The organism is Helicobacter cynogastricus, assembly GCF_900197855.1.
Classification (GTDB): Bacteria; Campylobacterota; Campylobacteria; order Campylobacterales; family Helicobacteraceae; genus Helicobacter; species Helicobacter cynogastricus.
The window spans coordinates 135,659-149,294 of the sequence record NZ_FZMQ01000004.1 but is presented as its reverse complement, the minus strand read 5'-3'; the positions used below and the strand labels follow the sequence as shown (position 1 = coordinate 149,294).

General features: G+C 44.7%; 12 protein-coding genes and 1 rRNA gene. 9 read left to right on the top strand and 4 right to left on the bottom strand.

Features of this window, described 5'->3' with window-relative positions; genetic code table 11:
- Positions 1 to 188: 188 nt before the first annotated feature.
- Both C6H00_RS01080 and C6H00_RS01075 read right to left on the bottom strand, forming a co-directional pair.
- Positions 189 to 2,306 (bottom strand): AAA family ATPase, encoded by a 2,118-nt coding sequence (locus C6H00_RS01080; protein ID WP_104749206.1) that lies wholly within the window; start codon positions 2,304 to 2,306, stop codon positions 189 to 191.
- An 8-nt stretch (positions 2,307 to 2,314) separates the two neighbouring features.
- Positions 2,315 to 2,830, bottom strand: a complete 516-nt coding sequence (locus C6H00_RS01075; protein WP_199769134.1) for a flagellar FLiS export co-chaperone — start codon at positions 2,828 to 2,830, stop codon at positions 2,315 to 2,317.
- A gap of 104 nt (positions 2,831 to 2,934) precedes the next feature.
- Here C6H00_RS01075 and C6H00_RS01070 point away from each other — a divergent pair, with 104 nt between their 5' ends.
- From C6H00_RS01070 to C6H00_RS01045, 6 genes are all read left to right on the top strand, one after another.
- Positions 2,935 to 4,245, top strand: a complete 1,311-nt coding sequence (locus C6H00_RS01070) for a M99 family carboxypeptidase catalytic domain-containing protein (protein WP_104749204.1) — start codon at positions 2,935 to 2,937, stop codon at positions 4,243 to 4,245.
- A complete protein-coding gene (locus C6H00_RS01065) occupies positions 4,242 to 4,907 on the top strand; it encodes a 3-methyladenine DNA glycosylase (RefSeq protein WP_104749203.1) in 666 nt (221 codons plus the stop codon). The genes C6H00_RS01070 and C6H00_RS01065 overlap by 4 nt, the downstream gene beginning before the upstream one ends.
- Complete coding sequence (hemE, locus tag C6H00_RS01060) at positions 4,894 to 5,916, top strand: uroporphyrinogen decarboxylase (RefSeq protein ID WP_104749202.1); 1,023 nt, start codon at positions 4,894 to 4,896, stop codon at positions 5,914 to 5,916. The genes C6H00_RS01065 and hemE overlap by 14 nt, the downstream gene beginning before the upstream one ends.
- 8 nt (positions 5,917 to 5,924) lie before the next feature.
- Positions 5,925 to 6,773: a hypothetical protein gene (locus C6H00_RS01055; RefSeq protein WP_104749201.1), complete on the top strand. Its 849-nt coding sequence runs from the start codon at positions 5,925 to 5,927 to the stop codon at positions 6,771 to 6,773.
- Positions 6,774 to 7,163: 390 nt separating this feature from the next.
- Complete coding sequence (locus C6H00_RS01050) at positions 7,164 to 7,637, top strand: tetratricopeptide repeat protein (RefSeq protein WP_104749200.1); 474 nt, start codon at positions 7,164 to 7,166, stop codon at positions 7,635 to 7,637.
- 11 nt (positions 7,638 to 7,648) lie between these two features.
- Positions 7,649 to 8,593, top strand: coding sequence for a tetratricopeptide repeat protein (locus C6H00_RS01045; RefSeq protein WP_104749199.1), 945 nt, complete (start codon positions 7,649 to 7,651; stop codon positions 8,591 to 8,593).
- 271 nt (positions 8,594 to 8,864) lie between these two features.
- Here C6H00_RS01045 and C6H00_RS01040 read toward each other — a convergent pair.
- Positions 8,865 to 10,364: ribosomal RNA gene (locus C6H00_RS01040) — 16S ribosomal RNA — on the bottom strand.
- 1,500 nt (positions 10,365 to 11,864) lie between these two features.
- The gene (locus C6H00_RS01025; RefSeq protein ID WP_104749237.1) at positions 11,865 to 12,620 is read right to left on the bottom strand and encodes an SDR family oxidoreductase; all 756 of its coding nucleotides are present in this window, start codon (positions 12,618 to 12,620) and stop codon (positions 11,865 to 11,867) included.
- Between the two features lie 148 nt (positions 12,621 to 12,768).
- Between C6H00_RS01025 and C6H00_RS01020 the strand changes: the two genes are divergently transcribed.
- The 3 genes from C6H00_RS01020 to C6H00_RS08935 are packed head-to-tail and all read left to right on the top strand — an operon-like array spanning position 12,769 to position 13,634.
- Positions 12,769 to 13,071, top strand: a complete 303-nt coding sequence (locus tag C6H00_RS01020) for a hypothetical protein (protein ID WP_104749196.1) — start codon at positions 12,769 to 12,771, stop codon at positions 13,069 to 13,071.
- 38 nt (positions 13,072 to 13,109) lie between these two features.
- Complete coding sequence (locus C6H00_RS01015) at positions 13,110 to 13,496, top strand: molecular chaperone DnaJ (protein ID WP_104682783.1); 387 nt, start codon at positions 13,110 to 13,112, stop codon at positions 13,494 to 13,496.
- A 9-nt stretch (positions 13,497 to 13,505) separates the two neighbouring features.
- Positions 13,506 to 13,634 carry a hypothetical protein gene (locus C6H00_RS08935; protein ID WP_267891071.1) on the top strand — a complete coding sequence of 43 codons (129 nt, stop codon included), beginning with the start codon at positions 13,506 to 13,508 and terminating at the stop codon, positions 13,632 to 13,634.
- The last annotated feature ends 2 nt before the right edge of the window (positions 13,635 to 13,636 follow it).

Here is a 13,636-nt window from a genome sequence, read left to right as displayed (position 1 = left end):
TTAGCGGGAGGGATTCTAAGGGCAAGCTCAACCCCCCAAGTAAAGCTACAGATGCGCGCTATAGAGAATTTTATACGCGCGCTTGCAAGAGAGCTTGGAGCTCTTGCGCGCCCACATCACTCCCAAAGTTTGGCAATACGGGTTTTTGAGAGATTAAAAGCGCGCTCCCAAGTTGGGGGTTAAGCACATTAAGACTTGGCCAGAGGAGAATTTAATCTATCTTCTAAAAAAGTAAAAAGGGCGTTTAGATTGTCTTGTGTGTCCTTGGCAAGCAGGGTGTCTAAATTTTTGGGCATGCTCTCAAGCTGGAGTTCAAGCACGCTTTTAAACGCACTAGAGACAACCCCTGCAACCCCTAGTTTTTTGCAATCCTGAAAGCCGAATTTTTGGCGATCTTCTAGGTCAAATAGAGATTCTAGAGTGATTTTCTGCTCCGATCTCCCTAGAGCTTCTTTAAGCGTAATCGCGACTACCCCCTGTTTTTGTGCCTCTTTTTTGATCTCTTCGCCAGCCTGATCGCCATCTACTAATAAGAGAGGGTGATGAATGTCCATCTCTTTAATGAAGTGGACCAAAGCTTTAATTTTGACTTCTCGTTCTTTACCATCATCTTGACCAAGTCCGCCAATGGGCAAAAATGTGAAAGGCTTGTCTTTCGTGTAAGTTTGTTGGTAGGCACTAAAAATATTATAATCCATAATTCCCTCTACAAAGATCACCTGCTCATCTTTGAGGCTGATTTTAGAGATGCCCAAAGCCTCACAGAGTTTTTTCAAGGTGTCAACTTGGCCGTAATTGAGGGTAGAAAAATTATTGGCAATCCATGAGCCTTTAGATTCCCTTTTTGTATTCCTAACTATCATCCGCACTTCATCTAAATGATCCATGTCAAGCATAAAGGGCGAATGTGTGCTAACAATAAAAATAATGCCCTGTTTTCTCCCAAAGTCTCTAAGAAAACTTCTAAACTCTCTTTGAGCGGGAACACTAAGACTATTTTCTGGCTCGTCTATAAGTACGATGTCGCCCTCTCCAATTTCATCTTTGTAAAGAAAATTAAAAAAGAAGTGGAAGAATTTTTGAAATCCTGTACTTTGATGACTCAAAGAAACAATGGTTTCATCTTTGTAAATGCAAAACTCCATGTAGCCACTGCTCTCTAAGTCTACATCAAAAGTATAGGTTTGTTCTTGCTCGTAGAATCGATAAAGCTTGTTAAACGGGTCGTTGATCTTTTTGCTGACAAGTTTACGGATATCCATTTTTATTTGTTTTAGAGCGTTCTTACTCCCCTCTTTGCTCTTTTCATAGGCCGTTTTCACTTTTTCAAGCAATTGTGTATCCAAAATTTTAAACAGCATTTGGAAAAATGCAGACTGCTCCATTTCTCGATAGGTGATCTTGAGGTCTTGATCTTTAAGTTTTTGTTCGCGATAAAAGAAAACTTTAGGAAAATCTGTGCCAATCCCTTGAGGAATTTTATCTGCTTGTGTCCACCCGCTCAAGCTTAATTCTTTTTTAAAGATAGCCATTTTTTCCTTTGGCAAGGATTGCTCTTCTTCTAAAGCAAATGACCCAAGCAATTCTAGCAATTTCCTTAAATCGGAGAGATCGCCATAGTCCCCAGAGTCTTGGTATTGGTAGCGATCATGAGGTTCAATAACCTTAACTTTAATACCAGTTTGACGGATATGTTCAGTAACAATTTCTCTTTTTTTATCATTTTTATCGTTGACATCTTTGTTATTAACACGGACACAGAAAGATTTATCAATAATGCATGTAAAAATGAGACCGCCAAATTTTTCCGACAGCTGAATAAAGATCGCCTCGCCCTTATCATTTGCACCATAAACCACCTCAACGGGTTCACAAAAAGCCTCTTGATAGGCTTTATCACTATCATGCGTAACAAACTTAAGCCTATCATGGGCCATTTCTTTTGCATGGGGAGAAAAAGTAAAGATAAAAGTCTTCTTAAAAAGTTCCTCCCTAGCCTTTTGAATTTCTTCTTTGGTGGGATTTTTGGTTTTAATGGAATATTCTAGCCGCACTTTTGGCTCGCCGGTTTCCACTCCAAAATCTGGGCGATCCCTATCAGCAAGTTTACCCTCTCCCCATTCTGCAATCCCCTCCAATACATTGCTTTTGCCCTCATTGTTTGCCCCAATCAGACAAAGCAGTCCACCCAGTCCATCAGTCCTGATTACGCCTAGATCGAGTCTAGTCTCTGCCTGTTCTGAGCCATAAACCCCCAAATTCCTAAAGTTTTCAAAGACAATTTTACGCGTACCAACCACACTCATAATGCCCCCTAAGAGCTTTTCATCATGGCCAGCAATGCGTCTTTGCTAAAGCTAGGTGTATTGAGAGTAGGAGTTTTTTGGAACACCTGCTTAGTAGCGATATTCTCTTGAATGGAGGTTAAAGCCCCTTTGATGTTGCTCAAACCCTGTTCTAAGCTGGCGCGCATAGCGTTAAAACCTTGCGATTCAAACACCTCTAGGGGGTTGGGCACTTGCACTTCCAAAGGCTCTTGAGAATCTAGGGCAATGCGCAAACACACCCCAAAGAGTGCCTGCTCTTTAAAACGCGCCTTATTGATCGCTTCTTGCATGCTGGCTCGATCTTCAGATTCTAATTTAAGGAGCTTTTGACAAGCGATCTGTAAGATTTGCAACGCCCCGATACTCTCATTGATGCTTTTGATCTCATGGTTAAATCTCTCGATCTTGTGCGCCTTACCTTGTGTGTCTAACATTTCTAGGGATTGGGTGTCAATGTTCCCTAAATGTTTTTGAAAAGCCTGCAACATTGCTTGTGTTGACATTTTGATCCTTTGCTAAAAAGATATAGTTTACAAGCATTTTTTATTCCTTAAAAGGTCGTGGTTTTTGGATATAATGGCGGGCTAAATCACCAAGAAAGAACATTATGAAAGCTGTTTTTCTATGCTTGTCATTGTTATTGCCCTGTTTGGCTCAAGTCGATCAAGCCGTGCATGTGGTGCATAAAGACGGAGAAAAGAAAGGCCCTACTTTACTTTTGATTGGAGGCATTCAAGGCGATGAGCCCGGAGGCTTTAACACTACTAATATTTTTTTAACCCATTATAAAGTTTTATCTGGCTCTGTGTGGGTCGTGCCTGTGCTCAATCGCTACTCAATGCTACGCAATCATCGCGGGATTTATGGAGATTTGAATCGCAAATTTGCTTATTTGAGTCCTAAAGACCCCGAATACCCCCTCATTCAATCCATCAAAGCGGCCATCACTGCTCCTCAAGTGAACGCGATCTTGCACCTGCACGATGGGAGCGGATTTTACCGCCCCACTTATGAAACCCCTTTGCGCAATCCCAAGCGTTGGGGCAATTCTTTCATCATCGATCAAAAGGAACTACCCAATGTCCCCTTTGGGCATTTGAAAAATATTTCAGAAAAGACCACTGCACACACCAACTCCTTTTTATTAAAACCCCTGCACCGCTACCATATCCACAACACCCACACGGCTAAAGGGGATAAGGAAATGGAAAAGGCGTTGACCTACTTTGCTATCAAACATCAAAAACCCGCCTTTGCCAATGAAGCCAGCAAAGAGCTCAATCTAGCCACACGGGTTTACTACCACCTCTTGAGTGTGGAAGGACTATTACAACAGCTAGGAATCACCTATTCTAAAGACTTCACCCTGACCCCACTGGCCATCTATCGTCTGATTAACGACTCCAAGCTCACTCTAATCCTCAATCACAACACGATTTTGCCCCTCTATGGTCTGCGCCCCTATCTTAATTTCTTCCCCTTCCCCAAAAACACCAGCCTAGATAGCATTCCTTTAGAATCCCAAAGTTATATTTTAGGTCTACTGCCCCAAAAAGGGCAAGTTTGGCTCAAATATGGCAATAAAGTGATGACGCGTTTTGTGCCTGAATACATGGACTTTGACTCCAGTCTTGAAACTTTAGAATTAGAAATTGATGGGCAGACACAAAAGGTGGCTTTGGGGAGTATTGTCAATATCGAGCACGCCTTTAAAGTCCACCCCCTAGAGGGCTATCGCGTGAATGTGATTGGCTTTGCGCTCCCCCATGAAGGTGAGCAACCCAATGAAGCTGGATTTAAGATCGCCTACAAAGATCTTAGTCATCGTTTCTCCATTGACAAAAAGGGCAAAATGTACCGCGTAGAAGTGTATAAGGGCAATGCCTTTTGTGGCATGGTGTTGGTGCGTTTCTTGTGAATTGGCCCTTTTGCCTACTTAAAGCCCTCAAAAGTTTAAACCTACTCACTAATTCTCCACCCCTGTGGTGGCCCAATGCGGGGAGTTTTGAGGTGGTGATAGGGGCTATCTTGACCCAGCGCACACGTTGGGAGAGGGTGCAGGTGAGTTTAGACAATCTACAAAAAGCCCAACTTTTAAACTTAGAGAAATTAACCCAGTGTAGGCCTCAAGATTTAGTCCCCCTCATTGCCCCTAGCGGGTTTTACCAACAAAAAGCGCGCTATTTGATCGCTTTGAGCCAACACATCCTAGAGGATTTTAAAGATTTTGAGACTTTCCAAGCAGAAGTGAGTCGAGATTGGCTTTTGGGCCAAAAGGGGATCGGTTTTGAGAGCGCGGATAGCATTCTCAATTACGCCTGTTTGCGCCCCGTGTTGGTGGTGGATGCTTATACCTATAAGTTGCTCGCCTCGTTGGGTATAGAATTAGAGGACTACCACGCCCTGCAAGAATTTTTTACCCACGCCCTGCAAGAAAATTTAGAGGCCACCCTAGCCCTCTACAACCACAAACTGCCTTTAGCCAGCATTTACGCGCGTTTGCATGGCAAAATTGTAGAGTGCATGCGCGCTAAAATCGACCTTAAACCCCATTTAAAGGATTGCTATGATCTTTATTGACGCGTGTTTTAGAAAGCAAACCCCCTACACCCCTATTTGGATGATGCGCCAAGCGGGGCGTTATCTGCGCGAATACCAAGAGGTGCGCCAACAAGCCAAAAACTTTTTAGACTTGTGCGCCAATGTCAAACTCGCCACAGAGGTAACCTTGCAACCCATAGAAATTTTAGATGTGGACGCGGCTATTCTCTTTAGCGATATTTTACTCTTACCTCACGCGATGGGCTTACCTTTAGAGTTTCTCCCAAGCATAGGCCCCAAATTCACCCGCACCATCGCCAACCTAGAGGACATCCACGCCCTGCACACAGGCGCACACCAACAGCTAAGCTATGTCTATACAATTGTCTCTAGCGTGCGCTCCAAGTTGGACAGCTCTAAGGCTTTAATCGGTTTTAGTGGCGCGCCATGGACTTTGGCGACCTATATGATCGAAGGGCAGGGGAGCAAAACCTATCAAAATTCCAAAAGACTGCTCTACACCCAACCTACCATTGTGCACGCTCTGCTAGAAAAGCTCACCACAGAGATTATTGCCTATTTGAGCGCGCAAGTGGAGGCGGGCGCAGATGCGCTGATGATCTTTGATTCTTGGGCGGGCGCGTTGGAGTTAGAGGCTTATTTAGAATTTGGCTGGAATTATATTCAAAAGCTCGCGCGCGCGCTCAAAGCCAAACACCCTAAAACCCCCCTAATTATTTTCCCTAAGGGTGTGGGGGCGTATTTGGCGCATTTGAATGGAGATTTTGAGGTCTTTGGCTGTGATTGGGGCACGCCTTTGAAAATGGCACAAGAAATTTTAGGGGATCGCTATGTCTTGCAGGGGAATTTGGAACCCGCACGCCTATATAGCCCAGAGGCGATGCTAGAGGGCGTGGATCGCATTTTAGAAGTGATGGGCAAAACTCCGGGCTTTATTTTTAATCTAGGGCATGGAATGTTGCCCGATCTACCCCGCGCCCAAGCGATCGAATTAGTGCGCTTGGTGCGTCAAAAAAGTCGGCGTTAGGAGGCAATATGGGAGATTGTCAATTTTGCAACCGCCCCGCGGGTTTTTTGCGCAAACAACATAAGGAATGTTTGCAAAGACACACAGAAGCACAAGAGCAGATCAAGTATGCCATTCAAGAGGCGTATCAACAAAATAAAATCGCGCCCCAAGAGTTGGAAGTTTTACAGAATTATCTCAATCAACTGGCCACAAATGCGTTTGTGAACCCCCCTTTACAACAGGATTTGATCGCTCAAGGGGTGGGGTGCGCCATTGAAAAAGCCTTAGAAGATGGTCTATTAAGCGTGGATGAGGAGGAGAGAATTAGAGTCCTGATTGCCTTTTTCCAGCTCTCACAAGAGCTTTTAGACAAATGGAGGTATTATACACGGCTCACACAAGCCCATATCTTACGCCAAGTGATGGAGGGGGTGATTCCTCAGTCTCTCAACTTGACAGGTGCGCCCCTTCCTTTCGTGTTCCAAAAGAGCGAAAAACTCATTTGGGTCGAGCAGGGTGTGGCATATTATGAAACTAAAACCACGAGTCGCTATGTGGGAGGGTCGCAGGGGATGAGTGTGCGCATTATGAAGGGGGTGTATTACCGCGTGGGAGCGTTCAAGGGGCACAGAATCCAAGAGGATCAATTACAATATATTGACACGGGGATATTGGCCATCACTACCAAGAATTTATATTTTGGCGGGAAGGCTAAGAGTGTCCGCCTTCCGCTTGCTAAATTCATCTCCATTGCGCCCTATGAGGATGGGGTCAGTGTGCACAAAGAGGGTGCGAGTGCTAAACCCCAAGTCTTTTACAATGGGGATAGCTGGTTTTTATACAATTTACTCACCAATATTCACAATTTGGGCTAAACCCCCGCCCTCTTAAGCGCGATCTAGAGCAAGTTTCTCAAAGCCCTTCCATAGGGCTAAATTGTGCGACCCTTAAGCTCCTCTTTATTTTTATCCCCTAAGGATTGCTATACTTAGTTTTGTGCGCCTTGCGGGGGGAGGGGGGGGAGGGGGGAGGGTAACTCTCTCTAATTCTATTACTTCTTCTTTAGTCCTCATTCTAGGAGGGCTCTTATGAAACTCTCTAAATCGCATGCTTTAATTCTTAGTGGATGCTTGTTAGCCCCTTTGCTTAGTGGGTGTTTGGGTGAATTGTTTGGGAATTCAAAATCTCAAGCGATGCTAGCGCAACACCCACAAAAACAACAACAAGAAAGAAAATAGGTCGCAGAAAATAACTTACAACAAAAAATGCGGGAAGAACGAAGTCGACAGGAATACGAAGCTGCCTTAAAAAGATTGGAATACAAAGAGTATGGAGCAGCTCTAGCGGGCTTCCAAAGGGCTGCAGAGGCTGGCAATGCTGATGCGCTTGTGGCTTTGGGCGATATGTATTTTAATGCTCAAGGTGTAAAAGAAGATAATGTTAAAGCTCTTGACTATTACACCCAAGCAACCAATAAGAAAGTAGCCGCAGCATATGGCAAACTAGCAGACATGTATGCTTCTGCTTTAGGCACAAAACAAGATAGCAAAAAGGCCCTAGAGTATGCCAACCTAGCTATTCAAGGAAAGTACATGCTCGCTCATCTTATTTTAGCGTCTATGTATATTAATGGGATTGGTGTGCCCGAAGATGGGAACAAAGCCAGGGAACATTTCACTCTTGCCTGTAAGGCTAATATCAAACAGGCTTGCCAAATTTTGGATGAAATAGGTCAATAAAAGGAGAATTGATGAAAACAAAAATGAAAGTGGCAGTGTGTGCGTTGGTGTTGGGGGCGAGTGTTTTAGGGGCAAGAAATTCTGCTGATGATCCCAAACAATGCGGTGTTGAGGTGCCTGATGTGGGTTATGTGGCTTACGAGATGATGGTCAGTGCTGTACGCAATGCTGAGTCTGCGAGGTTGGAACAATTAGGGTTTCGCAAGGAAGACGCCATCGCGTGTTTTAAAGCGGCTGCACAGGCAGGAGTTCCCACAGCCTACGCCAACTTAGGAGAATTGTACGAAGAAGCCAAACAATACAAAAAAGCCCTAGAGGCCTACCAAAAAGGCGTAGATAAGGGCGATGATGCCGCGATGATTCAATTGGGGACTATGTATAGCAGTGGATTGGGGATTGCCAAAGACTACCACAAGGCGTTTAAATACTTTGAAAAAGCTTCGCTAAAGGGAAATGTTGCAGGACTTCTTGAATTAGGATTTATGTATGAAAATGGGTGGGGGGTGAAACAAGACTATGCTAAGGCGATGGAATATTATCAAAAAGGCAAAAAAGGCAAAGATGGAGGCGCTGTAGTGGGGGCATACTGGAGCATAGGGCGTTTGTATTTTAATGGCTTGGGGGTTGAAAAGGACTATGCGAAGGCTGTAGAATATTTGAATGTAGTTACGACGGGAGATTTTGCTGGAGAAGCAAACCGCATATTGGGCTCTATTTACGAAAATGGGGGCTATGGGGTCAAACGAGATGGTGAAAAAGCCGCCACCTATTACAAAGAAGGGGCTGAAGCGGGGGATAAGGAGGCCAAAAAAAACTTCATTAGACTTCTCAATGCTGCGGCTAAGGCATACCAAAATGGAGAGGGGGTGGTGGCGCAAAGTTATAATAACGCCATTCATCTTTACCAAGAAGCTGCTGATGCGGGCGATTCTGATGGCTATGCCCGTATATACTAGGGACCTCACAGTAAGGACGGAATCTTACCTGCTGGGGGATAAAGGACTACATGTATCATGATTTTACAATCCTGTGAAATTTTAAAACTATCTAAATGTCTTTGGAAAATCTCACCTAGCCTGTACCCTTGAAACCTATCCTACCCTATCCTATCAAATTCAGCGAAAAATGTGAAAAATTTAGAAAGATTTTAAAACATCTCCAACACCTAAGCAAGAGAGTCCTGTGCCTTTTCCCTAGACAAGCAAATGCCAAGGGCAATTCTCTAAGAAAGGAGGTGATCCAACCGCAGGTTCACCTACGGTTACCTTGTTACGACTTCACCCCAGTCGCTGTGTGTGCCGTGGGCAGTAGCTACTTTAGCATCCTGACTTAAGGCAAACACAACTCCCATGGTGTGACGGGCGGTGAGTACAAGACCCGGGAACGTATTCACCGCAACATGGCTGATTTGCGATTACTAGCGATTCCAGCTTCATGCAGGCGAGTTGCAGCCTGCAATCCGAACTGAGAGGCGTTTTTAAGATTGGCTCAGCCTCGCGGCATTGCATCTCTTTGTGCACCCCATTGTAGCACGTGTGTAGCCCTAGGCGTAAGGGCCATGATGACTTGACGTCGTCCTCACCTTCCTCCTGCTTACGCAGGCAGTATTCTTAGAGAGCTCAGCATGATCTGTTAGCAACTAAGAAAGAGGGTTGCGCTCGTTGCGGGACTTAACCCAACATCTCACGACACGAGCTGACGACAGCCGTGCAGCACCTGTTTTCAGGGTCTAGCAAGCTAGACACTTCGCTATTTCTAGCAAATTCCTTCAATGTCAAGCCTAGGTAAGGTTCTTCGTGTATCTTCGAATTAAACCACATGCTCCACCGCTTGTGCGGGTCCCCGTCTATTCCTTTGAGTTTTAATCTTGCGACCGTACTCCCCAGGCGGGATGCTTAAGGCGTTAGCTGCATTACTGGGAGGACAAAGCCCCCCAACAACTAGCATCCATCGTTTAGGGCGTGGACTACCAGGGTATCTAATCCTGTTTGCTCCCCACGCTTTCGTGCAATCAGCGTCAGTATTGTTCCAGCAGGTCGCCTTCGCAATGAGTATTCCTCTTGATCTCTACGGATTTTACCCCTACACCAAGAATTCCACCTACCTCTCCCACACTCCAGAGTTGTAGTTTCAAATGCAGTTCTATGGTTAAGCCATAGGATTTCACATCTGACTTACAACCCCGCCTACGCACTCTTTACGCCCAGTGATTCCGAGTAACGCTTGCACCCTCCGTATTACCGCGGCTGCTGGCACGGAGTTAGCCGGTGCTTATTCGTCAGATACCGTCATTATCTTCTCTGACAAAAGGAGTTTACAATCCTAAAACCTTCATCCTCCACGCGGCGTTGCTGCTTCAGGCTTGCGCCCATTGAGCAATATTCCCTACTGCTGCCTCCCGTAGGAGTCTGGACCGTGTCTCAGTTCCAGTGTGTCCGTTCACCCTCTCAGGCCGGATACCCGTCATTGCCTTGGTGAGCCTTTACCTCACCAACAAGCTGATAGGACATAGACCAATCCTTTAGCGATAAATCTTTCCCCCATAGGGTAGTATTTGGTATTAATCACCATTTCTAGTGGCTATCCCAAACTAAAGGGCATGTCATCTATGCGTTACTCACCCGTGCGCCACTAATCCACCTAGCAAGCTAGGCTTCATCGTTCGACTTGCATGTATTAGGCACGCCGCCAGCGTTCACTCTGAGCCAGGATCAAACTCTCCATAAAGTTAAGTTTAAATCCTAAACTGGCTCTTGTGTTGTGGATTTCTCCACGCCACAAAATTAAGTTACTCTGTATTAGACAAGTTGTGTCAATAACTAGAGTTCTTTAGCCAAAAACAAAAATCAAAAAACAAATTTTGGCTACAAGACTCTCTTGCTTAAATGTCAAAGATCGTTGCGTTTGTTTGAAGCTTTTTAAAACCGCTTTGGCTTTTCAACCTTTGGATTTTTCAACCGCTTTAACTTTGGCAAAACGCGATTATAGGATTTTAAAGCTTAAGGGGGGCTTAAATAAAAGGTGTGTTTTAAGTCGTGAGTGAATCCCGCAACCTGAATCGAGAAAACAACAGCTAAGAACGAATCACGAGGGAAACCCCCCAAAGCAGGGGGGTTAAAGACACTCTCAAGGAGAGTGCAACAAAGGATATTAGAGTTTGCCTAGGAGTCTATTAAAAAACTTTCCGGAGAGCGCGTAAACCTTCCAATATACCCCAATGCGCATCCTCTCTTCCGACCTCAATGCCCCTACTTCTACTAAGAAACCTAAGTTTGATATCTAAGTTTTTAGCCTCTCTTAAAGCCCTCTTAGAACCTACAAGAGATTCAAGAGCCTTGTGGAAGTCCCTAGTACGCTCCCCAATTTTACTCTCAATTTCGAGTCGAGTCGAGAATCTCTCTATCTCGTTTCGAAGAGACTGATTCCTAAGATCCCTCTTAAACCCCTTGAGCACCTCCCCCCTATAGTAGGAAACCTGTTTATCTGCCCAACTTGGAGCCCGATTTGGGCGATGGGCTGATTTACAGCGTTTATTGTTATCATTTGTATAAACGATAACTTCTTCTCTTTTGTTGATAACCTTTTTTCATTTTTTTCCTTTGTTATAATTTTTATAACTTTGTGGCCACCAAGATAGACTCATTGGTGGCCAGGGCATGATTAATGCCGATTCCTTAAGCCACACACAAAGTCAAGACAAGACTCGATTGCTCGTTGCTCCTTAGATGTCCGTATATTGATAAAGGGTTTTATGACCTTATAGATGGCATAACCTTTATCAATGAAATCTAAGACATTGTCGAGCTTAGTTGACTTCTGCCGCTTAATGACACCACGCTTGCGTAACATTTTGGTTAGCTTTGATCGAGGCGATCTACGCTTGGTGTGATGATACCCTTCTTGGTGGTATCGCTTGTAACGAATTTTTTCCATCTTATCCTCCCGTTAGATGTTTGGAAAGTCAAAGAACACTTGCGACACTAGACATGTTGCAAGGAACCCACCATTATAAATATTTAATCTTAATTTTACATTAAACGCTCCAGCAAAATAGTTTCAAACACATTTTCACAATTAAACCAATGCGCCACTAATCCACCTAGCAAGCTAGGCTTCATCATTCAACTTGCATGCATTAGGCACGCTGCCAGCACTCACTCTAAGTTAGGATCAAACTCTCCATAAAGTTTAAATCCCAAAGCGGCTATGGGGTAAAAGCTTCAGGGCTTAATCCTCTAGCGTCCTAGAGACATACAGCGGGGAAAAGGTTTGGGCTACGGGCATCACTTCGATGCGGTTGATATTGACATGCGCGGGTTGCTCAAAGATCCACAGCACTACATTGGCAATATCCTCTGGACTCACATAGGGCACATGGGCGTATAGCTCCTCTGCTCTTTGTATATCGCCCTTAAAGCGCACATGGCTAAACTCCGTCCCCCCGCATAATCCGGGCTCCACATTGCTGACACGGATCTTTGTATCGGCTAAATCTGCGCGCAAATTCAGGCTAAACTGCTTGACAAATGCCTTAGTCGCGCCATAAACATTCCCGCCCGGATAGGGGTAAGCTCCCGCAATCGAGCCAATATTAATAATATGCCCCTCATTGCGCTCCACCATAAAGGGCAAAACTAAGCGCGTGACACGCACTAAGCCCTTAATATTGGTCTCTATCATGGTCTCCCAATCCTGCAAATGCGCACAAAATGCCTTGTCCAGCCCTAAAGCCAAGCCCGCATTATTCACTAATAAATGAATGGGCTTTTCTTGCAAAATATTTTGTATCCCCGCCTCTAGCTCTTGCTTGTTTTGTATGTCTAAGCAAAGGGGCTTAAACTGCGTAGGATACGCCTTTTCTAGCTCTTCTAAGCGCTCTTTGCGTCTGCCAAGCCCTATGACAAAATAATTTGCCTTGATAAAGGCTAGCGCGATCGCGCGACCAAATCCGGATGTCGCCCCCGTTACTAAGATATTTTTCATACGCACCTCTGCTAAATACTCATAGCGTAGCGCAAAAAGATCGTGTTTAGACAAATGAACACGCCACCCCTTTTTTATTCTACGCCTTGACTCTCTCTCTCTCGCTAAAATGCTTTTTGTGTTTTTAGATTTTTTGAAAGGAGTTAGTTTGGCTAATTATATTGAGCTTGATGAGCAGATACTCGCGCATTATGTGGGTAGCAGTGGTTTTAGTCTTCCATCGGGTTATAGTTCTTGGATCGAATATTATAAAGATAAATCCAATCTTTCTAGCCCGAAATGTGCGCAGTTTGGTTGTTCTAATTCTGCAAGTTTGGGGGCACATGTGGAAATTAGAGGGCGTAGGGGGATTTGGATTGTCCCTATGTGCTCTAGCGACAACCCTCGCACTAATGAGGAGATTAATGTCAAAAAAGGCACACGCGCTGTAAAAGACCCTGAAAACGGGTAGTCGGCACGGCAATATCAAACAAACAATAAGGAGCAAACATGTTTATACAAGATTTAAGCGTAGAACAACAACAAGTGTTCTTGTATTTAGCAAGAAAAGTCATTGAGGCTGATGGGGTGTTGCACGAATTGCAACTAGGCGCGTTGGATGTGATCAAAAAACAATGCGAATATGGCATTAGTGAAAAGGAAGTGCCCGTAAGCTCTCTAGGGCAAATTTTTATCACCAACCACGCCAAACACGCCGCATTGCTAGAATTGGTTTCTGTTGCGCTCGCCGATAGTCGCTGGCATGACAATGAAAGGGATGTCATTTACTCCTATGCCAAAGAGATGGGCGTGTCTACCCAAAAGGTGGATCAGTTTAAGGACTGGGTGGTGAAAAATTTTATGCTTTATCAAGAAGCGGTCAAATTGTTAGATTAGGAGGAAAAAATGGCAGTGCTTAAAGTTTTGACGGGTGTTGTTGGAGTAGGGGCTCTAGCCGCCATGGCACCTTTAGCGGGTGCAGCCCTTGCGGCGGGCGCAGTCGGTGCAGCGGTCGCTAGTTCTAAGAAAAATTAGGA